The organism is Alphaproteobacteria bacterium, assembly GCA_019635875.1.
GTDB lineage: Bacteria > Pseudomonadota > Alphaproteobacteria > Reyranellales > Reyranellaceae > JAFAZJ01.
In genome coordinates this window covers 143,610-167,778 of sequence record JAHBYP010000010.1, presented here as the reverse complement: position 1 = coordinate 167,778, position 24,169 = coordinate 143,610, and the positions used below count along the sequence as shown (strand labels likewise).

At 69.7% G+C, this 24,169-nt stretch carries 27 protein-coding genes; 12 read left to right on the top strand and 15 right to left on the bottom strand.

Annotated features, from left to right (window positions below; genetic code table 11):
• Window positions 1-77 precede the first annotated feature (77 nt).
• A complete protein-coding gene (locus tag KF889_27540; protein ID MBX3503214.1) occupies window positions 78-1,217 on the bottom strand; it encodes an iron-containing alcohol dehydrogenase in 1,140 nt (379 codons plus the stop codon).
• Window positions 1,218-1,321: 104 nt separating this feature from the next.
• On the opposite strand from KF889_27540, the gene KF889_27535 reads away from it, so the two are divergent.
• Both KF889_27535 and KF889_27530 read left to right on the top strand, forming a co-directional pair.
• Window positions 1,322-2,785, top strand: a complete 1,464-nt coding sequence (locus tag KF889_27535) for an alkaline phosphatase family protein (protein ID MBX3503213.1) — start codon at window positions 1,322-1,324, stop codon at window positions 2,783-2,785.
• Complete coding sequence (locus tag KF889_27530; protein ID MBX3503212.1) at window positions 2,785-3,258, top strand: GNAT family N-acetyltransferase; 474 nt, start codon at window positions 2,785-2,787, stop codon at window positions 3,256-3,258. Before KF889_27535 ends, KF889_27530 begins: the two co-directional genes overlap by 1 nt.
• A 146-nt stretch (window positions 3,259-3,404) precedes the next feature.
• Here KF889_27530 and KF889_27525 read toward each other — a convergent pair whose 3' ends face one another.
• On the bottom strand, window positions 3,405-3,749 hold the full coding sequence (locus tag KF889_27525; GenBank protein MBX3503211.1) for a YXWGXW repeat-containing protein: 345 nt from the start codon (window positions 3,747-3,749) through the stop codon (window positions 3,405-3,407).
• Window positions 3,750-3,862: 113 nt separating this feature from the next.
• Window positions 3,863-5,458 carry a gamma-glutamyltransferase family protein gene (locus KF889_27520; GenBank protein ID MBX3503210.1) on the bottom strand — a complete coding sequence of 532 codons (1,596 nt, stop codon included), beginning with the start codon at window positions 5,456-5,458 and terminating at the stop codon, window positions 3,863-3,865.
• A 125-nt stretch (window positions 5,459-5,583) separates the two neighbouring features.
• Between KF889_27520 and KF889_27515 the strand changes: the two genes are divergently transcribed.
• The 5 genes from KF889_27515 (at window position 5,584) to KF889_27495 (ending at window position 9,158) form a co-directional block, all read left to right on the top strand.
• Window positions 5,584-6,729 carry a hypothetical protein gene (locus KF889_27515; GenBank protein MBX3503209.1) on the top strand — a complete coding sequence of 382 codons (1,146 nt, stop codon included), beginning with the start codon at window positions 5,584-5,586 and terminating at the stop codon, window positions 6,727-6,729.
• A gap of 103 nt (window positions 6,730-6,832) precedes the next feature.
• Entirely contained in the window at window positions 6,833-7,135 is a 303-nt protein-coding gene (locus tag KF889_27510; protein ID MBX3503208.1) for an acyl carrier protein, read from the top strand.
• A complete protein-coding gene (locus KF889_27505) occupies window positions 7,132-8,346 on the top strand; it encodes a beta-ketoacyl-[acyl-carrier-protein] synthase family protein (GenBank protein MBX3503207.1) in 1,215 nt (404 codons plus the stop codon). Before KF889_27510 ends, KF889_27505 begins: the two co-directional genes overlap by 4 nt.
• Before the next feature lie 6 nt (window positions 8,347-8,352).
• A complete protein-coding gene (locus KF889_27500; protein MBX3503206.1) occupies window positions 8,353-8,754 on the top strand; it encodes a MaoC family dehydratase N-terminal domain-containing protein in 402 nt (133 codons plus the stop codon).
• Window positions 8,751-9,158 (top strand): MaoC family dehydratase, encoded by a 408-nt coding sequence (locus KF889_27495; protein ID MBX3503205.1) that lies wholly within the window; start codon window positions 8,751-8,753, stop codon window positions 9,156-9,158. Before KF889_27500 ends, KF889_27495 begins: the two co-directional genes overlap by 4 nt.
• 132 nt (window positions 9,159-9,290) lie before the next feature.
• On the opposite strand, the gene KF889_27490 is transcribed toward KF889_27495, so the two are convergent.
• Window positions 9,291-10,298 (bottom strand): glycosyltransferase family 1 protein, encoded by a 1,008-nt coding sequence (locus KF889_27490; protein ID MBX3503204.1) that lies wholly within the window; start codon window positions 10,296-10,298, stop codon window positions 9,291-9,293.
• 176 nt (window positions 10,299-10,474) lie between these two features.
• Here KF889_27490 and KF889_27485 point away from each other — a divergent pair, with 176 nt between their 5' ends.
• Genes KF889_27485 through KF889_27470 form a run of 4 tightly spaced genes read left to right on the top strand, consistent with a single transcriptional unit; the run spans window position 10,475 to window position 13,728 of the window.
• Complete coding sequence (locus KF889_27485; protein MBX3503203.1) at window positions 10,475-11,206, top strand: hypothetical protein; 732 nt, start codon at window positions 10,475-10,477, stop codon at window positions 11,204-11,206.
• Window positions 11,207-11,217: 11 nt separating this feature from the next.
• Complete coding sequence (locus KF889_27480; protein ID MBX3503202.1) at window positions 11,218-11,868, top strand: hypothetical protein; 651 nt, start codon at window positions 11,218-11,220, stop codon at window positions 11,866-11,868.
• 2 nt (window positions 11,869-11,870) lie between these two features.
• A complete protein-coding gene (locus tag KF889_27475) occupies window positions 11,871-12,563 on the top strand; it encodes a hypothetical protein (GenBank protein ID MBX3503201.1) in 693 nt (230 codons plus the stop codon).
• A gap of 34 nt (window positions 12,564-12,597) precedes the next feature.
• The gene (locus tag KF889_27470; protein MBX3503200.1) at window positions 12,598-13,728 is read left to right on the top strand and encodes a glycosyltransferase family 4 protein; all 1,131 of its coding nucleotides are present in this window, start codon (window positions 12,598-12,600) and stop codon (window positions 13,726-13,728) included.
• A 122-nt stretch (window positions 13,729-13,850) separates the two neighbouring features.
• On the opposite strand, the gene KF889_27465 is transcribed toward KF889_27470, so the two are convergent.
• The 7 genes from KF889_27465 to KF889_27435 form a co-directional block, all read right to left on the bottom strand.
• A complete protein-coding gene (locus KF889_27465) occupies window positions 13,851-14,561 on the bottom strand; it encodes an ATP-binding cassette domain-containing protein (protein ID MBX3503199.1) in 711 nt (236 codons plus the stop codon).
• A 5-nt stretch (window positions 14,562-14,566) separates the two neighbouring features.
• Window positions 14,567-15,859 carry a hypothetical protein gene (locus KF889_27460; GenBank protein ID MBX3503198.1) on the bottom strand — a complete coding sequence of 431 codons (1,293 nt, stop codon included), beginning with the start codon at window positions 15,857-15,859 and terminating at the stop codon, window positions 14,567-14,569.
• Window positions 15,859-16,845 (bottom strand): efflux RND transporter periplasmic adaptor subunit, encoded by a 987-nt coding sequence (locus KF889_27455; protein MBX3503197.1) that lies wholly within the window; start codon window positions 16,843-16,845, stop codon window positions 15,859-15,861. Before KF889_27455 ends, KF889_27460 begins: the two co-directional genes overlap by 1 nt.
• 29 nt (window positions 16,846-16,874) lie before the next feature.
• A complete protein-coding gene (locus KF889_27450; protein MBX3503196.1) occupies window positions 16,875-17,987 on the bottom strand; it encodes a polysaccharide biosynthesis/export family protein in 1,113 nt (370 codons plus the stop codon).
• Between the two features lie 98 nt (window positions 17,988-18,085).
• Complete coding sequence (locus KF889_27445; protein ID MBX3503195.1) at window positions 18,086-18,451, bottom strand: STAS domain-containing protein; 366 nt, start codon at window positions 18,449-18,451, stop codon at window positions 18,086-18,088.
• The gene (locus KF889_27440; GenBank protein ID MBX3503194.1) at window positions 18,448-19,638 is read right to left on the bottom strand and encodes a glycosyltransferase; all 1,191 of its coding nucleotides are present in this window, start codon (window positions 19,636-19,638) and stop codon (window positions 18,448-18,450) included. Before KF889_27440 ends, KF889_27445 begins: the two co-directional genes overlap by 4 nt.
• A 43-nt stretch (window positions 19,639-19,681) precedes the next feature.
• The gene (locus KF889_27435) at window positions 19,682-20,257 is read right to left on the bottom strand and encodes a sterol desaturase family protein (GenBank protein MBX3503193.1); all 576 of its coding nucleotides are present in this window, start codon (window positions 20,255-20,257) and stop codon (window positions 19,682-19,684) included.
• 172 nt (window positions 20,258-20,429) lie between these two features.
• Between KF889_27435 and KF889_27430 the strand changes: the two genes are divergently transcribed.
• On the top strand, window positions 20,430-21,134 hold the full coding sequence (locus KF889_27430; protein ID MBX3503192.1) for a DUF1045 domain-containing protein: 705 nt from the start codon (window positions 20,430-20,432) through the stop codon (window positions 21,132-21,134).
• On the opposite strand, the gene phnN is transcribed toward KF889_27430, so the two are convergent.
• From phnN to phnL, 4 genes are read right to left on the bottom strand one after another with little or no spacing between them, the layout of a single operon-like run.
• The gene (gene phnN, locus KF889_27425; GenBank protein MBX3503191.1) at window positions 21,098-21,673 is read right to left on the bottom strand and encodes a phosphonate metabolism protein/1,5-bisphosphokinase (PRPP-forming) PhnN; all 576 of its coding nucleotides are present in this window, start codon (window positions 21,671-21,673) and stop codon (window positions 21,098-21,100) included. The genes KF889_27430 and phnN overlap by 37 nt on opposite strands.
• Entirely contained in the window at window positions 21,666-22,217 is a 552-nt protein-coding gene (locus KF889_27420) for an HD domain-containing protein (GenBank protein MBX3503190.1), read from the bottom strand. Before KF889_27420 ends, phnN begins: the two co-directional genes overlap by 8 nt.
• Window positions 22,214-23,353 (bottom strand): alpha-D-ribose 1-methylphosphonate 5-triphosphate diphosphatase, encoded by a 1,140-nt coding sequence (locus KF889_27415; protein MBX3503189.1) that lies wholly within the window; start codon window positions 23,351-23,353, stop codon window positions 22,214-22,216. The genes KF889_27420 and KF889_27415 overlap by 4 nt, the downstream gene beginning before the upstream one ends.
• Window positions 23,353-24,072 (bottom strand): phosphonate C-P lyase system protein PhnL, encoded by a 720-nt coding sequence (gene phnL, locus KF889_27410; protein MBX3503188.1) that lies wholly within the window; start codon window positions 24,070-24,072, stop codon window positions 23,353-23,355. Before phnL ends, KF889_27415 begins: the two co-directional genes overlap by 1 nt.
• Window positions 24,073-24,169: the final 97 nt, after the last annotated feature.

Sequence of the window (24,169 nt, the reverse complement as noted above, 5' to 3'; positions counted from 1 at the left end):
TCGAAGACGGACTCCTGCGTTCGTCTTCGACATCCCCCTTCCGCCCTTCGGGCACCTTCCCCCTCCGGGGGAAGGATTCAAAACGCGCTCTCGATCAGTTCCAGATACTCAGCCTTGGTGGGTTGCCGCGGCGTGGTCATGTGGCAGTGATCGCCGAGCGCGCCGTCGGCGATCGCCTCGAAGCGATCCTCGGTCACGCCCATCGCCTTCAGCCCGGTCGGAATGCCGATGCGCTCGTTCATGCCGACGATGGCGTCGGCCAGCGCCTCGGCGCTGGGCTTCGTTCCCATGATGGCGGCCATCTTCTCGATCTTGGTTGCACCCAGCACCGGCCCGTTGAAGCGCATCACGCCCGGCATGTAGACGGCGTTGAGCGTGCCGTGATGCAGGCGCAGGCCCTTGAGCCCGCCGGTGGGATGCGACAGCGAGTGCACCGCGCCCAGCCCCTTCTGGAAGCACATGGCGCCCTGCATCGAGGCCATCATCATGTTCCAGCGCGCCTCGCGGTCCTGACCGTCCTTCACCGCGCGCTCAAGGTGGCGCCACGCTTTCTCCAGCCCGTCGAGCGCGATCGCCTCGGCCGGCGGATTGATCGCCGCCGACATGTAGGTCTCGGCGCAGTGCGCGATGGCGTCCATGCCGGTGCCGGCGGTGAGATGCTTGGGCAGGCCGAGCGTCAACTCGGGGTCGCACAGCGCCAGCCTCGGGATCAGGTTGGGGCTGCCGATCGCCAGCTTGCGGCCGTTGTCCATGATGATGATGCCGCCGCGGCTGACCTCGCTGCCGGTCCCCGACGTGGTCGGGATGGCCACGATCGGCGCCACGGCCGGCGTGATCTTCGGCCCGCCGCCTTCGACCACGGCATAGGGCAGCAGCGACGGGCCGGGATGCGTCGCCATCAGACCGACCGCCTTGGCGAGGTCCATCGAGGAGCCGCCGCCGATGGCGATGATGCCATCGCATTCCTGCTCCCGGTAGATCGCCAGCGCCTCGCGCATCGCCGCCTCGGTCGGGTTCTCCGGCGTCTGGTCGTACATCGCCAACGGCATGTTGCCGGGCAGGTTGGCCTTCACCCTGTCCCAGATGCCGGCGGCGATGATGCCCTTGTCGGTGACGATCAGCGGCCGGCGCATGCCGAGCAGCTGCAGCTCGGCCTCGAGCAGCCTGATGGCGCCGAAGTCGAACTGGATGCGGGTCAGATAGGTGATCAGGGCCATGCGCGGTCCTCCCATGTGTGCAGACCATAGCGATCCCGGTACGCCAGGCGAAGCCTGAGCGTGTAGTATCGCCGCCGCTGTCCGGCTGGCGGAACGGAGCGGTGATGGCCGACAACAAGGTACTCGTCGTCGTCTTCGACGGCCTGCGGCCGGACATGGTGACGCCCGACCTGATGCCGCATCTGCGCCGCTTCGCCGATCAGCACAGCGTCTTTCCGAAGAGCCGCGCGGTGTTCCCGACCGAGACGCGGGTCAACGCCGCGGCGCTGGTCACCGGCCAGCGGCCCGACATGCACGGGCTGGTGGCCAACGCCTTCCACGCGGCCGAGGTCTTCGCCGAGCACGCCATCAACACGTCGAAGATGGAGCATCTGGTCGCCGCCGACCGCGCCTGGAACGGCGCGCTGCTGACGGCGCCCAGCCTGGGCGAGCGGCTGCACGCCGAGGGCAGGAGCCTGGCGACAGTGTCGACCGCCTCGACCGGATCGAGCTGGCTGCTCAACCACAGGGCCGAGCAGCTCGGCCTGCTGCGCTGGTCCGCGCACGGACCCGCCTATTCTGCACCTTGCGCCGATTCGTGGCAGGAGCTGGCCGACCGCTTCGGCTCGCCGCCGCCGGCGGAGATCCCGCTCTGTGCGCGCATCGAGCATGCCAAGCGCATCTATCTCGGCCATGTCCTGCCGGTGATCGATCCCGACGTGGCGATCCTGTGGTTCGCCGATCCCGACACGACCTACCACTACCGCGGCATCGGCTCGCCCGAGACGCTGGTGGCGCTGAGGAGCGTCGACGCGGCGTTCGGCGAGATCGTCGCGGCGTGGCGGGCGGCGCCCGACCATGATCGGCGCTCGATCATCACCGTCTCCGACCATGGCCACGTCACGACGCACGAGCGCGTCGGCGTCGTCGGCCACTTCAACGCCGCCGGCTTCCGCGCCGACACGCGCGCATCGGGCGATGGCGACCTGGCCGTGGTTTCGGGCTCGCCGTCGCTGGTCACCTTGCGGCGGCGCGATGCCGGGCTGGCGCGCGACCTCGTCGCCTTCCTGCGCGAGCAGCCCTGGTGCGGCCTGATCTTCGCGTCCGGCGGCGATGGCACGCATGGGCCGATCGACGGCACGCTCGACCGCGCCCTGCTGGGCGTGACGCATGCCCGTTCGGCCGACCTGATGTTCACGCTCGCCACCGACGACGCACCGGGTTCGGGCGGCTGGCGCGGCCGCACGCATCACGACCACGACATTCCGGTGGGCGGCAGCATGCATGGCGGACTGCACCCGCGCGAGCTCAACAACTGGCTGGCCGCCGGCGGCGCTCCGTTCCGCGAGGGCTACGTCTCGCCCTGCCCGGCAGGCATCACCGACGTGATGCCGACCATCCTCGACCTGCTGGGCCTGGCGCCGGGCGGGTGCCATGGCCGCGTGCTGGTCGAGGCGCTGCGCGACGGGCTGACGCCGCGCCACGAGTCGCGCACGATCGAGGGGCGCGCCGGCCGCTACGCCCAGCGCCTGAGCCTCTCGCGCACCGGATCGACAGCCTATATCGACGGCGGTACGATCCTGAACTGATGTCCGATCTCACGCTTCGCCGCGCCGCGCCCGCCGACGCGCAACTCGTCCTCGACCTGATCCAGACCGCCTTCGCCGAGTATCGCGGCAAGCTGAAGCCGGATTCGAGCGCCTATGGCGAGACACCCGAGGGCGTTGCCCGGCAGCTTGTCGGCCGCCAGGGGGCGGTGATCGCCGAGCGCGACGGCACGGCGGTGGGGTGTGTGCTCTACCGCGACAAGGGCGAGGACCTGTACTTCGGACGGCTCGCCGTCCTGCCCGAGCACCGCCGGACCGGCGTGGCCGAGGCCCTGGTCGCCGCCGTCGAGGCCGAGGCCCGGTCGCGCGGCGCGTCCGGCGTGCTGCTGGGCGTGCGCATCGCGCTCGCCGGCAACCAGCGCCTGTTCACCCGGCTGGGCTATGTCGAAATCTCGCGCGACGCCCACCCGGGCTTCAGCGAGCCGACCTCGATCAACATGCGCAAGGCGATGTGAGCCGCGCCCGCGATTGCCCCTGCGTTCGGGCCGCGTCGCTCCAGCGACGCATCATGAGCGCCGCTGGAGCGGCGCGGCCCCAACGGCGCAGAGACCTGCAGCCCGGCCGGGCGCGCCACTCGAGTGGCGCACCCGGGGGAAGCAGGCTAGTAGCGGCGCCAGGCCTGGGCCCGCTCCCAGTGGCCGGGCACGAAGCGCCAGCGGCGGCGCGGGCCCGGGTCGATATCGACCCACTGCGCCGGCACCCAGTGGTAGCCGCGCCGCGCCTGCATCCAGCGGCCGCGGTGCCAGACGTGCCGGCGGCCGTCCCAGCCCCAGTAGCCCGGTGCCCAGGTGTAGCCACCGCGCGGCGGCGGCGGCGCCTCGTAGCGCGGCGAAGGCGGCGGCACGGCGAGGTTCCAGTTCTGCGCCGATGCCGTGGTGGCCGTCAGGCCGGCGACGCCCAGCGCGGCCGCGCCGGCGGCCAGGGCGAAGAATCCACGTCTCAACATGTTTGCCTCCACACGGGACCAACAGCGACTCAACGCTGCCGACCCCTCAACAATGTGGAAGCAACCGTGTTTTCTTTGGGTTGTCTCGGTAACGCCCGATTGCGGGGCCGCCTTCAAACCGCCATGACAATGCCGTCGTGGCCCGGATCGGCGCCGCCGTCCAGCCCGTCGGGGTGCACGCGGATCGCATGCACGGCGGCGAAGCCGAAGGTGTAGGCGTTGCGGATCACCTCGTAGCCCATGCCCTCCAGCGCCTTCTGCGTCGCACGCGGAATGCGGTTGGACACGTCGATGGCGTCGCTGGTGGCCGAGAAGCGCGGCGCGCTCACCGCCTCGGTCATCGTCATGCCGAAGTCGAGCGCGTTGAGCGAGACCTGCAGCACGCCCATGGCGATCTGCGTCGCGCCGGGTGCGCCGATGATCAGGTTCGGCCGGCCATCCTTGAAGAAGATCGAGGGCACCACCGAGCTGAATCGCGCCTTGCCGGGCGCGATCGAGCCGGCGCGGCCGGGCCGCGGGTCGAACACGCCCATGCAGCCGTTGTACATGAAGCCCAGCCCGTCGGTGATGACGCCCGAGGGCATGCCCAGCGAGTGGGTCATGGTCACGCAGTTGCCGTCCTTGTCGGTCACCGAGACCTGCGTCGTGTCCTTGCGCGGCGCGCCGGAATTGAAGCGCGGCACCGTCGCCTTCACGCCCTTCCTGATCTCTTCGGCCATCGCCCTGGCGTATTGCTTGGCGTTCAGGCGATCGATCGGCACGTCGACGAACCTGGGATCGCCGACATGGAGATCCTTGTCGATGGTGGCGCGCTTCATCGCCTCGCCGACGACGCGCAGATATTCCGGCGAGTTGTGCTCCATGGCCGCGAGGTCGAACTGCTCGAGGATGTTGAGCATCTCGATCAGCATCACGCCGCCGCCCGGCGGCCGGTTGGTCGAGACGTCGTAACCGCGATACGTGCCCCACAGCGGCTCGTTGCGACTGGTGGTCCAGGTACGCAGATCCTCGCGCGTGATCAGGCCGCCATGCTTCTGCATGTCGGCGACGATCGCATCGGCGATCTCGCCGAGATAGAAGGCGTCGGCACCGCCCTTGGCGATCAGCCGCAGGGTGCGACCATAGTCGCGGTTGCGCACGAAGTCGCCGACGCGCTTGGGCGAGCCGTCGTCGCGGCAGTAGAGCGCGCGCGCTGCGGATGTGAAGCGGATCCGCTCGTGGTTGGGCGCGCGGCCCATGGCGCCGTCGTCCGACCACCAGTAGTGCACGTGCGGACGTACGTTCCAGCCGTTCTCGGCCCAGTGGATCGCCGGCTCGACGACCTGTTCCCAGGGCAGCGCGCCGTGCTCGCGCTGGGCGTCGTGGTACATGCGCAGATTGGCCGGCGCACAGATCGACTGGTAGCCGATGTCGTTGACCCGGCCCTTGAGGATGAAGCCGTAGCCGTCGCGCGCCTCGCCCTCGATCAGGTGTTCCCACATGTCGGGCCTGGCGGCGAGCGGCGCCGGCGCATGGGCGTCGATGTAACCGTGGAACTTCTTGCCCGGCATGTAGATGCCGCAGCTGCCGAAGCCGGCGATGCCGCACATCAACGGATCGACCACGCCCTGCACCAGGGCGCAGGCGATCGCCGCGTCGACGGCGTTGCCGCCGGCGCGCAGGATCTCGGCGCCCGCCTCCGTCGGCTCGGGCTGGGCCGCCACGATCATCGCCTGCTTGCGCTGCTTCATCTCGATCCTCCACGCCTGTCGGGCAGTCTCGGGAGCGGCCGCGAGGGCGTCAACGTCCTGACCGGCTTGACAATCGCAGGGCAGACCGGCCAGTTCGGCGGCGCATGTCGGGCCCGATCGAGGTGCGGCCGCTTTCCGGCGCCGCCGATTTCACCACTTTCATCCAGCTGCCGCGCAGGCTCTATCGCGGCATGCCGGGATGGGTGGCGCCGCTGGACTTCGATCGCCGCAAGACCTTCGATCCGAGGAAGAACCCGTTCTTCAGGCACGCCGACAGCGCGCGCTTCCTGGCGTGGCGCGACGGCAAGCCGGTGGGCCGAGTCTCGGCACAGATCGATCGCCTGCATATCGAGCGCTACGACGACGCCACCGGCCATTTCGGCTGCCTCGACGCGATCGACGACGCCCCGGTGGTCAAGGCGCTGCTGGGTGCCGCCGAGGACTGGCTGCGCGCGCGCGGCATGCGGCGGATCAACGGGCCGTTCAATCCCTCGATCAACGCCGAGATGGGCATGCTGATCGAAGGCCATGCGCATCGGCCGATGTTCCTGGTGTCGTGGAACCCGCCCTATCTCGCCGGGCACGTCGCGGCGGCGGGCTACGGCAAGGCGGTCGACACCTACGACTACGATTTCGACATCGGCCGCGAGCCGACCAGCTACGGCACCAGCATGCTCAAGCGCAGCGAGCTGGCGGGGCGGATCACCGTGCGCGGCCCGCGCCTGACCAGGGTGCGCCAGGAGGTCCGCACCGTGCTCGGCGTGTTCAACGACGCCTGGCAGCGCAACTGGGGCTTCGTGCCGTTCACCGTCGAGGAGATGGACGCGCTGGCCTCGGAAATGCAACCTGTCCTGCGCAAGGACTCCGCGGTCATCATCGAGGTGGACGGCAAGGCGGCCGCCTTCATCTTCGCCGTGCCCAACCTCCTGGAGGTGATCGCCGGCTATGACGGGCGGCTGCTGCCGTTGCACTGGCTCCACCTGGCCTGGAGCCTGTTCACCCGGCGCTTCCGCACCTCCCGCGTGCCTCTGATGGGCGTGGTCAGCGCCTATCAGGGCAGTCCGCTCGGCGCCGGGCTGGCGATGCTGGCGATCGAGGAGCTCCATCGCCTCGGCAAGAGGCGCGGCATCGAGACCGTCGAGCTGGGCTGGATTCTGGAGGAGAATATGGCGATGCGCCGGATGATCGAGAGAATTGGCGGCGTGAAAGCGAAGACCTATCGCATCTTCGAGCGGTCACTGGCCACCTGACGGGGAACGCCGCCCCGCCGCCGCCGTTTTCCACCCCATGTCTCAGGTAGACTTGGCCCGGCTGGCGGTCTAGTTATGGAGCGATTGTGAGGATGCACTCGGAATGAGCACTACCGTCGACATGGAATCGCCCCTGGCGCAGCAGATCATCGATGTGATCGCGCGCGAGGGCATGGTCGACCGCTCGAAGATCACCGCCACGGCGACACTCGAGGACCTGGGTCTGCAGTCGATCGACATGGTCATGATTCTCAACGGCATAGAGGAAAAGTTCGACATCTACGTGCCGATGGACGAATCGATCCAGAAGATCGCCAATGTCGGCGACGTCATCGGCGTGGTCAGCGGCCTCGTCGAAGCCGACGCCCAGAAGTCCGGCGCCAAGCAGCAGGGACAAGCCATTTGACCAGCCAAGTCGCCGTCACCGGACTCGGGTGCATCTCGGCGCTGGGTCCGGACGTAGCCGCGTTCTGGTCCGGGCTGAGCGCCGGCCGCAGCGGGATCAAGCCCCTCGAATTCCCGGGATCCGAGGAACTCCACGTCAGGATCGGCGGCCAGATCAAGGATTTCGACGCCAGCGCCCATTTCAGCGCGGCCAAGCTGCCCTTTCTCGACCCCTTCGCCCAGTTTGCCCTGATCGCCGCCCGCGAGGCGGTGAAGGACGCCGGCCTGAGTCCCGCCGAGGTGGCCGGCCCGCGTACGGCGGTGATTCTCGGCACCGGCATCGGCGGCATCAGCACCCTGAACGAGGCGTTCTATCAGCGCTACGCCCAGGGCAAGCGGCGCATCGATGCGGCCACCATCCCCAAGGCGATGCCGAATGCGGCGCCGAGCCACGTGTCGATGGAGTTCGGCGTCAACGGCCCCGCCTTCGCCGTGTGCAGCGCCTGCTCGTCGGCCAACCATGCCATGGGCCTGGCGCTCACCATGGTGCGCACCGGCGTGGTCGACCGCGCCATCACCGGCGGCTCCGAGGCCAATCTGAACTTCGCCAACGTCAATGCCTGGGAAGCGCTGAAGGTGCTGACGCCCGACGCCTGCCGCCCCTTCTCGCGCGGCCGCAACGGGATGTCGCTGGGCGACGGCGCCGGCATCGTCATCCTCGAGCGCATGGACGCAGCGCGGGCGCGCGGTGCGCGGATCCACGCCGAGATGGCGGGCTTCGGTGCCTCGTCCGACGCCGGCGACCTGTTGCGGCCCGACGCCAACGGTGCCGCCCTGGCGATGCGCGGCGCGCTGGCCGATGGCGGCCTGGCGCCCGAGGACATCGACTATGTCAACGCCCACGGCACCGGCACGCTGCTCAACGACCCGGTCGAGACGGCGGCGATCCGCCTGGTGTTCGGCGCCCACGCCGACAGGCTCGCGGTGTCCTCGACCAAGTCGCTGCACGGCCATGCGCTGGGCGCCGCCGGCGCGCTGGAGATGGTGGCGACGGTGCTGGCACTGCAACACCAGGTCGCGCCGCCGACGGCGAACTGGCTCGAGCGCGATCCCAAGTGCGACCTCGACTACGTGCCCAACGAGGCGCGCGCCATGCCGATCCGCGCGGCGATGTCCAACTCCTTCGCCTTCGGCGGGCTGAACGCCGTGCTGACGGTCAAGCGCGCGGGCTGAACGCCAATGAGCGGGGCGGTCGCCGGGCCGCTGGCCACCGTCACGCTCACCGTCGAGCCGGAAGAGGTGCGGGCCTTCGCCGAGGCGCTGGGCCTGCCGGCGTCGGCCGTGCCGGCGACCTTCCCGATCCGTTTCCTGTTCCATCCTGAGATCCGCGCGGCGCTGGCGTCCTTCCTGCCGGCCAACGGCTCGCTGCCGATCCATGTCGGCCAGCGCTTCCGTTATCACCGCCCGCTGGTGCCGGGCGAGACGCTGCGCTGCGCCGTCAGCGCCGCACCCGCCAGCGACGCCCGGCCCTTCGCGCTGGTGCGGCTCGAGGTGAGCGAGCCCGCCGGCGCGCCGGTCTGCCAGGCCGAGAGCGAGATCGCCATCGCCGCGCCGGGTTTCGCATGGGAGCGGCTGAGATGAGCGCGCCACGTCCTGGCGAAAAACTGCCGGCGGTGCCGCTGGGCCCGCTCGATGCCGCCGCCATCGCGCGCTACGCCCGAGCCTCGGGCGACGACAATCCGGTGCATCTCGACGCCGCGGCGGCGCGCGCCATCGGTCTTGCCGATCCGGTCGCCCACGGCATGCTGGTGATGGGCCGCCTCTCGCGCCTGGCGCTGGAGTGGCGCGCCGACGCCGTCCTCGAGAGCCTCGAATGCCGCTTCACGCGGCCTGTGCCGGCGGGCTCGCTGCTGAGCGGCGACGGCCGCGTCGCCAAGGTCGACGCGCTGGCGGACGGGCACCGCGTCATCCTGCGCCTGCTGGCCCGCGACGCCCAGGGCGCGATCGCCGCGATGGGCGAAGCGACGCTGCGTCTGCCCGGCTGACGCGGGCGGCCAAAGCATCGAGCTGGAACTTCGAGCCGCCTGTCATCCCGAGCGAAGCGAGGGATCCAGGCCGGCCATAGATCCCTCGCTTCGCTCGGGATGACAGGCGGCTCGATGGGACGGCATGCCGCTCTACGCCGCGGCCTTGGCTTCCTCGATGATGTTCAGGAACTGCTCGGTGCAGGCGCGCCATGAGAATTTCAGCGCCACCTCGCGGCACTTCTGCGGCGAGATCGTCAGCGCCTTGCGGCAGGCGGCCGCCAGATCCTCGTCGAACACGACGACCTCGTGCGGCCCGAAGATCTCCACGAGATGCGGCGAGGGCAGCGCCGCCACCGGCACGCCCGAGGCCAGGGCCTCGAGCACGACGAGACCGAAGGTGTCGAGCAGGCTGGGAAAGACGAAGACGTCGGCCTCGGCGTAGCAGCGGGCCAGCTCCGCGCCCTGCTTGTTGCCGAGATAGACCGCGTCCGGGAAGCGCTGCCTGAGCGTCGCCAGCTGAGGTCCGTCGCCGACAACCACCTTGGTGCCCTGCGTCGGCACCTTGAGGAACGCCTCGATGTTCTTCTCGTCGGCGACGCGGCCGACATACATGTGGATCGGCCGGGGATACTGCGTCCACGTCTTGGGCTGCGGATGATAGGTGTCGCTGTCGACGCCGCGCTGCCAGATGCGCAGATTGCGGAAGCCGTGCCGCTGCAGCTCCTCGGCGAGCGACCGCGAGGGCACCAGCACCGGCGCGCTGCGGCCGTGGAACATCCGCATGTAGCCGTAGAGCAGGCCCTCGGGGATGCCGTGGCGGATCCTGGCGTACTCGGGAAAGCGCGTGTGGAAGGCGGTGGCGAAGCGCATGCCGTGGCGCCAGCACCAGAATCGCGTGCACAGCCCGAGCAGGCCCTGGGTGGCGATATGGACGAACTCCGGCTTGAACTCGCGCATCAGGCGCGCGAGCCTGGGATACCAGGCGAAGACGATGGGATCCTCGCGGTACCACGGCAGCGGAATGCTGCCGAACTCGTCGGGCGTCAGCAGCAGGACCTCGTGGCCCATGGCACGCAGCTGGCGCACCGTGGCGTCCAGGGTGCGGGCGATGCCGTTGAGTTGGGGGAACCAGCAATCCGTCGCGATGGCGATACGCATCGCGGTCGCCTAACAGATATCGCCCACGACATGAAGCCCGATCGCAGCGCGGCCGGGGCCGTAACATCGCGTAATATTGCGTTTCCTCGCGACCCTTGGTCGCGGCCGGCCGTTGGCAGGAGCGTCCTGTTTCCGCTACAAGCGCGCGGTCCGTCCGTGCCCCACCCCGTCAGGCAATGTCATCCAACACCGATCTGCCCCGCCTGGGCGACGAGCCGCTCACCGTCGCCTGCGTCTATCGCTCCGGTGGACGGCTCTACTCGACACGCTACGTCGAGGTTCTGCGCAACATGGTGAAGCGCAATCTCAGCCTGCCGCATCGCTTCGTCTGCCTCACCGACGTCGAGGACGCGCCCTGCGAGCGCATCCCGCTGATCGCCAACTGGCCGGGCTTCTACAGCAAGATCGAGCTGTACCGCCCGGGCCTGTTCAAGGGCCCGGTGCTGTACTTCGACCTCGACACGGTGATCCACGGCAGCATCGACGCGCTGGCGCTGAAGGCGATGCAGTCGCCGTTCGGTTGCACCAGCGATCCCAAGGGCGGCCACTTCAACAGCTCCGTGGTGTCCTTCACCGTCGATTGCTCCCCGGTGTTCGAGGCGTTCAGCAAGACCGGCGCATGGATTCAGAAATGGCACCATCATGTCTGGTTCACGCTGCGCCGGGTCGGCCTCGACGGCCTGATCGCGCTGGGCAGCAGCTACGGCGACCAGGGCTTCACCGAGGCGGTTCTGCATCAGCGCGGCGTGCCCGTCGTCCACCTCGACACCGCGTTGCCGGGGGTGATCTCGGTCTACAACTACGACGGAGGGAAGTCGGGCGAGCCGGCCGGCAGCGTCTGCCTGATGATGGGCCGGCCCAAGCCGCACGAGATCGCCGCCGGCTGGGTTCCCCGGCACTGGCACTGAGGCGGCGTGCGATGGGCGCGATGCTGACGGTGGCCAGCGTATTCAAGTCGGGCGGCGACTACTTCCCGAAATACGTGCGCGTGCTGCGCGACGCGGTGCGCCGCCACCTGCCGATCGAGCATCGCTTCGTCTGCCTCACCGACGTCGAGGTGGCCTGCGAGCGCATTCCGCTGGCCCATGGCTGGCCGAGCTTCTACAGCAAGATCGAGGTGTTCCGGCCCGGCCTGTTCGAAGGGCCCGTGCTCTATCTCGACCTCGACACGGTGATCTGCGGCGATCTGAGCGATGTCGCGCGGCTCACCGGCGAGGTCGGCTTCGCGGCAGTCACCGATCCGTGGGACGGTCACTTCAACAGCAGCGTCATGGCCTTCACCATGGACTGCTCGTTCATCTACCGCGAGTTCGCCTCGCGCGCCGAGCACTACCAGCGCGTCCATCGCCGTGGCGGCAGCAGCTACGGCGACCAGGGCTTCACCGAGCGCCGCCTGCGCGAACGCGATGTCACCATCGAGTACGTCAACCGCCTGCTGCCCGGGCAGGTGATCAACCATTTCGACATCGGCGAATACGGCATGCCCGTCGATGACGCGCGGATCTGCATGATGATGACCCGCCCGAAGCCGCACGAGGTCGAGGGCTGGGTGTCGAAGCATTGGTACTGAGCATGGCCCGCGCCAGCCTGGGCACCGCCCCGCTCACCGTCGCCTGCGTCCTGCGCCGTGGCGGGTTGTACTGGGGCAAGCGCGAAGGGCCGTTCTTCGCCAAGTACGTGCACGTCCTGCGCGACGCGGTCGCCGCGCATCTGAGCCTGCCGCACCGCTTCGTCTGCCTGTCGGACAGCCCCGTGTCCTGCGATCACGTGGGCATGCGCGATTTCTGGCCCGGCGCCTGGGCGAAGATCGAGCTGTTCCGGCCCGGCCTGTTCGACGGGCCGGTGCTGTATCTCGACCTCGACACCGTGGTGCTGGGGCAGCTCGACGAGCTGGCCCGCGCGGCGCTCGACGGCGAGTTCGGCGCCGTGCGCCATCGCCAGGGCGGCCTCGACGCCGCGGTGATGGCGTGGCGGGTCGATTGCTCGTTCATCCATCGCCGCCACGCCTGGCTGCCGGAATATTGGCGCTACCGCCACCGCGCCGTCGGTCCGCGCGGCTTCATCGAGGCCTCGCTCGCCCGCCGCGGGCTCGCCTGGCGCGCGATCGACGAGGCGCTGCCCGGCGCCGTGATCGACTATGCCGACCTCGCCGCGGGCGGTGTCATCGCACCGCCGGCGCGGCTGTGCGTCTTCCATGGCCGGCCGCGTCCGCATGAGCTCGAGCGCGCGCAGTTCGCGCACTGGGATCGGGCGCGCCTCGATTGACCCCTCCGAAGCTCCTCTCTAAGAAGTAGCCCGCATGAGTTCGCTCTACGTCGCCGTGTCGATGCGCAAGAACGGGCCGCAAGAGCCCATCACCGGCATCCCCAGGGTCGAGCACGAGATCGCCCGCGAGCTGGTGGCGCGCGGCGGCCATGTCCTGCGCTACGATACCCTGCTCGGCCGCTTCCGCGTCGCCGCCCTCGACAGCGGGCGCGGCCGGCGGCCGGCCGCGAAGGCGCCGCCCGCCATGCATGCCGGCGACACGATATTCGTGCCGGCGATCTTGTGGCGGCAGCGTCCCATCGACGACCTGATCCGCAAGCGGCGGGCGGGCAAGCTGCGGCTGGGCGTCTATGTCCACGACATCATGCCGATCCGCCGGCCCGAGCTCGTCAGCAACGAGAACGGCGCCGCCGATTTCCGCCGCTTCATCGACGCCATGGTTTCCTGCGCGGACTGGTTGTGCGTCAGCTCGCGCTTCGTCGGGCAGGATCTGGCGGCTTATGTCCGCGAGACCGGCAAGCGCGACATCCCGGTGCACCACGTGCCGCTGTGCGCCGACCTCAAGGACAGGGTCGAGGCCGAATCCACCCGCCGTCTGCGCGGACTCGAGCTGCCCGAGGACGGCTATGCCCTGTACGTCTCGACGCTCAATCCACGCAAGAACCACGTTGGCATGTACTGGCTGTGGCGCCGTCTCGTCGCCGAGCTGGGCGACAGGACGCCGCCGCTGGTGCTGGCCGGGCAGCGCGGCTGGAACGACCGCGACGTCTTCGACCTGATGTCGCGCGACCGCGAGATGTGGGGCCGGCATATCCGCTTCGTCGACGGCCCGTCGGATGCTGAGCTGGTCCACCTCTACCGCCACTGCGCCTTCACCGTGTTCCCCTCGCACCACGAGGGCTGGGGCCTGCCGATCACCGAGTCGCTGTCGTTCGGCAAGCCCTGCGTCGCCGCCGACAACACCTCGCTGCGCGAGGCGGGACAGGGGCTGGCGACGCATCTGGACGACCTCGACGGGCCCGGCTGGCTGGCGGCGATCAAGCGCCTCGCGCTCGATGCCGAGTACCGCCGCGACTGCTCGGCGCTGATCGCCGCGCGCTACCAGCCCCGCACCTGGCACAATGTCGGCGAGGAGATCTTCCGGCTGGCGAAGTCGCCGGCATAGAGCGACGAGCGGGCAGTCAAGCGCAACTGTCATCCCGAGCGCAGCGAGGGATCCAGGCAGCTTCCCTGGATCCCTCGCTGCGCTCGGGATGACAGGGCGAATCTGATCTTGGGCGCGTCGCCCTAGCCGACCTGGTAGATCCGGCCGTCCTCGATGTGCAGGCGGCGGGTGGCGACGTCGAAGATGCGTTCGTCGTGGGTCGACAGCAGCACGGCGCAGCGCACCTTCAGCGCCAGCTCGCGCAGCTGGTCGACGACGATGCGCCCGGCAAGGCGATCGAGCGCCGAGGTCGGTTCGTCGGCGATGATCAGGTCCGGCAGGCCGATCAGCATGCGTGCCACCGCGACGCGCTGCTGCTGGCCGCCCGACAGCTCGTCCGGCCATGCGTCGGCCTTGTCGCCCAGGCCGAGCAGCGACAGCAGATGGCGCGCGCGCGTCTCGTCCCATCCGGCATGGGTCAGCGGCGTCATGGCGACGCCGGCGACGACGTTCTGCAGCACGTTGAGCGAGGCCAGCAGGTTGCGGCGCTGGAACAGGAAGCGCAGCCGGCCGCGGATCGCCTCGATATCGGCCGGCGTGGCGTTCACCATGTCGTAGCCCAGCACGCGCACCTGCCCTTCGGTCGGCCGGCGCATGGTGCCGAGGATGGTCAGCAGCGTCGTCTTGCCCGAGCCCGACGGGCCGGTGACGATGACGATCTCGCCCTCGCGAACCTCCATGTCGATGTCGAACAGCACATCCACCTTGCGCGGGCCGGTGCCGTATGAATGGTTCAGGCCGCGCGCCTCGACCACGACGGCGCGCTCTTCGTCCGATGTGGGGGTATTCGCCATGACGGTCAGTCGAACAGCATGACGGGGTCGACCTTGTTCAGCCGGCGCAGCGCGAAGACGCTGGAGGCCAGGGTCATGATGACGGCGGCGACCAGCGCCAGCGACAGCTCGCGGATGCCCAGCGACAGGCCCAGCCGCGTGGCGCTCTCGGCCGCGGCGTAGATGCCCCAGGAGATCGCCGAGCCCAGGATCAGCGACGGCAGGATGACGCAGACGCCGATCTGGATGACGACGGAGAGAAAGAACCAGCGGTCGTAGCCGAAGCACTTCAGGATGGCGTATTCCGGCAGGTAGGAGCGGATGATCTGGTACTTGGCGTAGTAGATGAACACCATGCCGATGGCGACGCCGAGGAAGAAGCCGAGGTTGGTGACGTAGCCGATCGGCGTGTCGCGCGACCAGAAGGCGCGCTCGCGCTCGATGAACTCGTGCTTGAGGAAGACATCGGCGCGCCGGCCCAGGCTTCGCCGCAGGTCGCTGACGACGTCGCCGACATCGGTGCCCGGCACGAGGTCGACGGCGATGAAGGCCGGCCGGTCGAGCTGGTAGCCGAATATCTCCGACAGCGTGAAGTCCGAGGTGATCAGCGAGCCGTCGTTGAGGATGTTCGGACCGAGGGCATAGGTGCCGACGGCGAACATCTGGCGGTAGAGCTGCTGCGCGTCGCGCGGGCCCAGCACCACCGTCTCGTCGCTGCGCGCGATGCGCTCGACCAGATCGCCATAGACCGGCCGCGACATGCGGTCGAACAGCAGACGGCGCGGAATGCGCAGCTTGTGCAGGCTCTCGGTCAGGCCGGGCACTTCGACCGCCGGCTGCTCGACATCGATGCCGTAGTAGAGAATCTGGCGCGGCGAACGCATGCCCTCGTGCAGGATCGACATGTTGCCGAAATGCAGCATCTTGGTGGCGCGCACCCTGGGATGCGCCGCCACCGCATCGACCACGTCGACCGGCACATAGGTGAAGAGCTGCAGCGACTGGAAGCCCGCCGAGGCGACCACCAGGTCGCCCTTCACGGCGCGATGCACGCGCACCGAGGACTCGTAGATGGCGTTCTCGATGCCGAGTTGGGCGAAGATCACGATGATGCTGGCGGTGACGCCGGCGAGCGCCAGCAAGGCGCTGGTGCGCTGGCGGCGCAACTGCTGCACCCCCAGCGGCAGCTTGGCCGAGATCAGCACGGCGCGGCGGAACTCCGACCAGGCCTGGCGCGATCGCGCGGGCAGGTCCGCCCCAAACGACCACAGCCGGCCAGCGAGGCCGGACGGCGGCCGGAAGAAGGGGATCGCGACCATCAGTACAGCGTGACGCGCACTTCGCGGCCGATGACCTGCGGAATGCGGTCGGTCTCGACGAACTCGACCTCGACCTGCACGACGCGCGCGTCCATCGGCGTGGCGCCCTCCGGGTCGGGCCGGCGCAGGCGATTGACCGAGGGCACGACGCGCGAGACCCGGCCCTTGTAGGGCTCGTCGCGGCCGCGCAGCTTGATGTCGGCCCGGCCGCCGACATGGACACGGTCGAGCTGCACCTCGTCGACGTCGGCCAGAACGCGCAGCTGCGCGAGGTCGACGACCTTGGCGACGCCCTGGCCGCCGACGACCTCGCCCTGCCGGGCGTAGATCTGCAGCACGATGCCGCTGATCGGCGAGCGGATCAGCGAATTCTCGCGCTGGCTGCGCAGCTGCTCGACCTCGGCGTCGGCGATCGCCAGCTCGGCGGCCGCGGTCTGCAGGTCGGTCTCCAGCGCCGCGCGCATGGTCGACAGCTTGCGCTGCTCCTGCTCGACCTTGGCCTGGGCGGTCTCGATGTCGATCTGCTTGATCTCGGGCAGGAGCGCGCTGCGCTGGATCTCGATCTGCAGGCGCCTGGCGCTGAGCTCGGCGAGCCGGATCGCCTGTTCCTGGCCGGCGAGCTCCTTGGTGCGCGGGCCGCTGCGCAGCGACTCGTATTTCTGCCGCGCAAGCTCGCGGCGCGCCTCCGAGATCTTAAGCGAGCGGCCGACGCTCTCGTAGCCGCGCAGCACCGCCACCACGTCGCCGGCCTTCACCGCCTGGCCATCCTGCACGCGCAGCTCCATGAGGACATCGCCCGAGGCGGTGCCCAGGCGCACGGTGGCGTTCGGCACGTCGGTATAGCCGCGCACGATCAGCGGCGGGCGATCGCCGGCGTCGGCCCGGCTCTGGGTGAGCGCCGGGGACGAGGCGCCCGCGACGACGACGAGCGCGGCAATGGCGGGCGCGAGCCAGGCGGCGGCGAAGGAGGTTGGACGATTCGTCATGGCCGATCCGGCGGCGAGCCGCCGGCCTGTTACGGGATGGTCGCGGGCCGCAGGCCGAAGTTGAACAAGGTGCCGAAGACAGACAGCACCTTGTTGGCCTCGTAAAGCGGCGAATTCGAGACGTAGACCACGTCGCGCGGATGCATGGGAAATTGCTGCGCGACGAAGACCGACGCCGGCTTGGCGAAGTCGAGGCGATAGACCACCGGCCGGTCGAGGGGCCTGACGAAGGCCGAGGAATCCTGCGGTCGGAACACGAACACGCCGGTCTTGTTGGCGCGCTCGTCGCTCAACCCGCCGACCTCGCCCAGCGCCTCGAGCAGCGAGACCTTGGTGCGGTTGATCTCGATGTTGCCGCTCTTGAGCACCGCGCCCAGCGCGGTGAAGGCCTTGATGTTGGTGCTGACCACCAGCGTGTCGTCACGCTGAAGCATGATGTCGCCGCCGGCCAGCAGGTCGCTCATCGGGATGCGATACTCGACGCCGCGGCGCTTGAGCACCACCTCGTGCTGGTTGGGCGCGCGCGTCGTGCCGCCGGCACGGTTGATGGCGTCGACCAGCGTCTTGGCTCCCTCGAGCAGCGAGTACCGGCCGGGCTGCTTGACGTCGCCGGAGACGGCGTAGGTGTTGGAGCGGTCGACGGCCAGCTCGACCACGACCTGCGGCTGGTAGGCGCGGCCGGTCAGCTTGGCGACGATGCGCTGCTCGACGGTCTGCAGGCCGACGCCGGCGACGGGCACATTGCCGGCATAGGGAACGCTGATCGTGCCGTTCTCGGCCACGCGCAGCAGGCCGACCTCCGAGCCGCCCTTCTGCAGCGGCGCGTAGATGCTGCCGTCGTACGGCTCGAAGATGCGCACACGCAGCACGTCGCCCGGGGCGACGATGATGGCCGGCACGGCGCCGCGCTGCGGCCGGGCCGCGCTCACCGCCGGCGCGGTCGGCGCCCTGACGATGGCGTCGATGGTCTGCGGCGTCAGATCGTAGATGTCGAACGGCAGGTTGAGCGGATTGCCCGGGACCACCGCGTTCATGTCGGGTCCGGAGGCCGGAATCGTGTCGTCGCCGCACGCCGCCAGCAAAGCGGCCAGCGCCAGGGCAACGATGCGGCTGGTCCGGCTTCCTGCTCGTGTCGACGGCACCCGGTATCTCCCTTGATCCCCTGCGTATTCAGACCGACCGCCGCCGCATGGCAACCGAAAAATCGCCCTCGCGGCGCCGGCCGGCCGCTTCGCACCCATCAGGAGCCACCACCGCGCACATGCGCCACCGCCTCGTCGCGCGAGTCGAAGATGTGCAGGAACATGGCGAAGCCGCTGACCGTCAGCGTCTCTGCGATTTCCGCCGGTACGCACGCGAAGGCGACGCGCGCCTGCGCGGCCTCCGCCCGGCGCACTGCGGCCACGATCAGCCGCACGCCGGCGGCGCTGATGTAGCTCAGATCGGCGAGATCGTATACGACGCCCTGGCCGCGCTGGATGGGCGCCAGCAGCGCATGCTCGATGGTCGAGACCGTGGCCGAGTCCAATCGGCCGGCGACGGCCGCCAGGCTGGCGCCGCCATCGCCCAGCCGGGTCACCTCGACCCTGACCGGCGGCGGGCTCATGCCGCCGCCCCGCCGCTGCTGGCTGCCCGCGCCCGCTGCTCGCGCCAGCCGCCCACGACGTCGACGTCGCGCCACTTGATGTCGCGGCCGCTGAGCGCGTGGATGGCGATCGGCAGCATCAGCGTCTCGCGCAGCATGATGCAAGGTATCTGCCGCCACGACCGGTGCAGGCCGCGGCCCGACAGGAACAACAGCTCGGCGCCGATCCAAATTCCCCAGTGAAGCACCACGATGGCGGCGATGCCGCCGACCGAGAGCCAGTCGAGCCAGGCCGGCAGGAAGGCCGGTCCGGCAATCAGGGCGGCGACCATCGAGACCGTGCCGCTCAGCAGCGGCTCGAGGATCACCGTCACCGGCACCATCAGCCAGCGCAGGCGCGCCCAGCGCACCTGGCGGCCCCAGATGTCGCTCCAGCGCCGGTACGGCCTGGGGTACGCCGGCACCACATCGGCGACCGTGGTGCGCAGCCCGGCGTCCCTGACCGCGGCGAGCAGCGAGAAATCCTCGGCGATCTCGCGCGAGAGGGCATCGACTCCGCCGATCCTCTCGAACGCGGCGCGGGAAAACAGAAGGATGCCGCCGCAGGCGGCCTGGATGCCGAGCTTGTCGAGCGCGAAGATCATGCGCGCGGTGTAGCCGTTGAGCATCGTGCACTCGGCCTCGGCGGCCCAGTTGCGCGCGCCGCGCGGCGGCTTGAGGCCCTGCACCAGGCCGGTACGCTCGTTGATCATGGCGCCCATGGCGCGCAGCTCGTCGACCCGCAGCAGGCTGCCGCTGTCCATGACGATGATCAGCGGTCGGCTCGCCGTTTCCAGCCCCTTGGCAATGTTGTTGACCTTGGGATTGAACGAGACCGTGGCCCGGCCGACCAGCAGCGGCGGCGGCTCGCCGGTCAGGTAGGTCCAGTGCAGGGTCACCCGCTCGGCGGCGGGATCATCGTATTCCTCAACGCAGATAAGTACTTCGGCGCCGGCCTTGGCCAAGTCCACCAGCGCGGCGACATAGGCCGCGGACGCGTCGCCATCGCCGACCATCGGCGCGACGATGGTGAAGGATGAGGCGGGCGGCAGCTCCCCGGCCGGCCTGCGGTGGCGCACCAGAGCCAGCAGATGGGTCGCGACATGCCAGCCGGTCGCCACGCACCACAAGATGGCGGCGATCGTCACGCTGAGGCCGGTGGCGGTCATGAGGGAGAACGCGGGAGGATCGGGATGGGGTGGTGGCGACGCCTCAGGCGCGGCCGCCGCGGGCCGACGGGGGGCGGACCGATGGGCGATGGTCCGTCCAGTCCAGCCGCCACCACGGCCGGCGCGGCGCATCGGGGTCCATCAGCGCCCGCCAGCCGGGCTCGGGCTTGTATGTCCCGAAGACGCGGTCCCACCAGTCGACGCTGATGCCGTAATTGTGCCCGGGCTGGTTGCGCTTGTGGTGAACGAAGTGGACCGGAGTATTCGACTGCCAGGGCAGCAGTCGCGGATCCTCGTGCTGGGCCTGATGGCACCAGGCGGCGAAGATCGCATGGATCGCCGCGCCTGCCACGGCGGCTCCGGCGAACCAGCCGCCGGTGACGAAGTAGTAGTCGGGCGCCACGAACAGCGCCGCCGCGATCAGCGCGCCGGCCGAATAGTCGCGGAACTCCTGCAGCACGCCCTGTCCCAGGCCTTCCACATGGTGGTCGCCGTGGCGCTTCATCAGGAACCGCCCGACCCAGCGCTTGTGCATGCCGCGATGGATCCAGTACTCGCCGAACGTGCCCAGCACGAAGCCGACGATCAGTCCGGATATGACAAGGCCTGCCTGAAGCATGGCGTCCGGTTGTCCGGTTAGAGAGGTTGAAACGATCTGTTAACAGGTCGCGGCGACATTGTCAGTGTCGCATCGCGTCACAATGCGTGTCTCCCAGCCCATGGGCGGGCCCGGCAGAAGCCGCTGCGATCCGCTGCAACACCTTGTTACAGTGGGGAAATCGCCTGTCAGGATGATCGTGACCTACCGCTACGCTCTCTACGCCGCCCCCGCCCCCCACTCCGCCCTCGCCGACCAGGCCGCCGCCTGGCTGGGACGCGATGCGCTGACCGGGCTGCCACGCCCGCAACCCCTGCCCCTGGCGATGCCGTTCGAGGCGGTGGTGGCGATCACCCGCGAGGCCGACCGCTACGGCTTCCATGGCACGCTCAAGCCGCCTTTCCGGCTGCCCGAGGGCCGGCACGAGGCCGAACTGGTCGCGGCGCTGGAGGCCTACGGCGCGCGCACGGCGCCGGTCGATCTGGGAAAGCTGTCGGTACAGGACCTCTCCGGATTCATCGCGCTGCGGCCGGTAGCTACCCCGCCCGCCCTGACGGCGCTGGCCGCCGACATCGTCGGGGCCTTCGACGGCTTTCGCCGGCCGCCCGACCCGGCCGAGCTGTCGCGCCGCCGGTCACACGGGCTGACGCCTGCGCAGGAGGCCAACCTGGCGCGCTGGGGCTATCCCTACGTGATGGACGATTTCCGGCTGCACTTCACGCTGACCTGCCGCCTGCCGGCGGCTGAGCGCGCGACGCTGATCGACTGGCTGGGACGGTACTTCGCGCCGTCGCTGGTGCAGCCCTTCGTCCTCGACACGCTGTGGCTGTTCGTCGAGCCGGAGCCGGGCGCGCCGTTCCGTCAGGTCAGGGGCTTCGCGCTCACCGGCAGCAACTGACCGATCAGCCGGGCGAAGGCGGTGATCGCATCGGCGAGGTCGCCGTCATTGGCGATCGTCACGACATCGATCCCTTGAGTTGGTGCGCCGACGCGCGCCAGCCGCGCCTCGATCTCGGCCGGCGTCTCGCGCCCACGTGCCGCCAGGCGCGCGCGCAAGGTATCCGTCGAGGCCGTGATCTCGCACACAGTCAGGCCGATGTAGCGCCGCCGCGCCTCGTCGAGCACCTGGCGCGAGACATTGGCGACGACGACGCGTCCGCGGGCCAGGTCGTCGTCCATGCGCCGCGGCAGGCCGTAGCGCAGCCCGTTGGCCGGCCAGTGCATGGTGAAGGCCCCTGCCTCGCTCAGCGCGGCGAACTGCGGGGTCGTGGCGGCGATGTGGTCCTCGCCGCCCGAGCCGTCCGGCCGGGTGATCACGCGCCGCACGAAGACCACGAGCGGGTCGGCCGCGAACGCCGCCCGCGCGCCGTCGAGCACGCTGTCCTTGCCGACCCCGCTCGCGCCGACCACGAGCACGAGCCGCCTGCCGTCAGGCATCCGCGGTCAGGCGCGAGGCCCAGCCACGGAACTCGGCGAGCCCGGGCGTCGGCTTGTCCTTCACCTTGGCGAGGTCGTCGTAGCGGCGCAGCTTCACCGCGTCGGCGGCATGGGGGCTTGCCATGAATGCCTTGGCTTGCGCCGCGTCGAAGGGCCCGCCCTGCACCTGAAGCGAAACCTTTGAGCCCTGCGACAGCGAGTCCCAGTAGCCGGCCTCGGCGAAGCACAGATAGCGCTTGGCATCGACATGCAGGCGCACCGGCTCGGCCACCGCCTTGCCGAAAACCTGCTCGAGCACCAGCGCGCCCGACGCCTCGTGGCGCGCGTCGATGCCCTTCTCGGCCAGGCCCTCGTCGCCCTTGCCGACGAGGTGGCCGATGTCGTGCATCAGCGCGGCGATCACCAGCGAGGCCGGATCGCCCGCCTCGACGGCGAGCTGCGCCGATTGCAGCGCGTGAGCAAGCTGCGAGATGCGCTCGCCGCCATAGGCCGAGCCGCCCCGCTTCTCGAGCAGCTGAAACAGCCCGTCGACCGTGTACCTCATGCGATCCTCCGCCCCTCGCGCCAGACCGCACGCACCACCGGCTGGCCCCCGATCACCGCCACGCGCACCAGATCGGCGCGCCGCCCCTCGACGATCGCGCCGCGATCGTCCAGTCCGACCGCCTCGGCGGGCGTCTGCGACACCGTGCGCACCGTCTTCGCCAGGCCCATCTCCGGCAGGTCGCGCGCCAGCTGGAACGCCGATTCGAGCAGGCTCACCGGCACGTAGTCCGACGAGACGATGTCGAGCAGGCCCTGCGCCGCGAGCGTACCGGCCGAGATGTTGCCGGAGTGCGAGCCGCCACGCACCAGGTTGGGGCCGCCCATCACCACCTTCATGCCGCCCTCGCGCGACAGGCGCGCCGCCTCGATCGTAGTCGGGAACTCGGCCACCACCATGCCGTCGGCCACCGCCTCGGCGACATGCGCCGGCGTCGCGTCGTCGTGGCTGGCGAGCGGAATGTCGCGCGCCCTGCACATCGCTACCATGCCGCGCCGGTTGGGCGCGCTCCAGCGCTCGCAGCGTTCCTTCTGGGTGGCGATGTAGGCGTCGAGCTCCCTGTCGGTGAACTGGAACTTGCCCTTGTAGTACTCGCGAAACTTGTCCTCGCGGGTGAACTGGCGCTGGCCCGGCGTGTGGTCCATCACCGAGCACAGCTTCACGGTGGGATCGTCGATCAGCCGCGCGATGCGCTCGAGCACCGAGGGGTAGCTGGTCTCGCAGCGCAGGTGGAACAGGTGATCGGCGCGGAACATGTCGCCCGCGCGCGCCGCCTTCACCGCCGCCAGCATCTCGTCGAGGGCTGCGATGCGAATATCGTCGTCGCCGCGCACCGTGCCCATGCCGACGGCGTCGAACACCGTGGTGATGCCGGCCGCCGCGATCTGCCCGTCATGCGCCAGCACCGCCGAGACGCCGGGCCAGCGCACGCCCGGCCGCGGCGCGAAGTGGCGCTCCATGTTGTCGGTATGCAGCTCGACGAGGCCCGGCAGCAGATAGTCGCCGTCAAAGCTCTCGCCGCTGCGCGCGGCGCCCGTCGCGATCTCGGCGATGCGTCCGTCGCGCACGACGACACTGCCCTCGATCACCGCATCGGGGCCGACCACCCTGGCACCGCTGAGGATCATCTCGGCCATTACGCAGCCTCCGCCACTGAAGTCCCCGGTTGCAGCTCGAAGATCCGGCTCGCCACCGCCTCGCGCGCCACCGGATCGTGCAGGATCGCCAGGATCGCCGCCGCGCCGGCGTCGCGCGCCTCGCGAATGAGCGCGATCACCACGGTGCGGTTGGCGTCGTCGAGCGACGCGGTCGGCTCGTCGAGCAGCAGGATCGGGAAGCCGGCGGCGAAGACGCGCGCGATGTTGACGCGCTGCTGCTCGCCGCCGGAGAAGGTCGCCGGCGGCAGGTCGAACAGCCGGTGCGGGATGTTGAGCCGCTCCAGCATCGCCTCGGCCTTGCCGCGCGCCACGTCGGCATCGACGCCGCGCGCCAGCATCGGCTCGGCCACCACGTCGCGCGTCGAGACGCGCGGGATCACGCGCAGGAACTGGCTGACATAGCCGATCGTGTCGCGGCGCAGGCTCGCGACGTAGCGCGGCCCGGCCGACGCCATGTCGATCTCGGTGCTCCTGTCGCGGATCACCAGGCTGCCGCAATCGGCGCCGTAGTTGCCGTAGACGCAGCGCATCAGGCTGCTCTTGCCGGCGCCGGAGGGACCACGCAGCACGACGCACTCGCCGGCGTGCACGTCGAGATCGACGCCGCGCAAGGCGTCGAGCCGGATGCCGCCGCGCAGATGCAGGGTGAAGCTCTTGCGCAGGCCGCGGATGGAGATGGCGGGAAGTTGACTACTCATGAGTCGGACTCGATGGCTTGGGAGCTTCCCTTCCCCCGGAGGGGGAAGGTGCCCGGAGGGCGGATGGGGGATGTCGAAGACAAACGCAAGAGTCCGT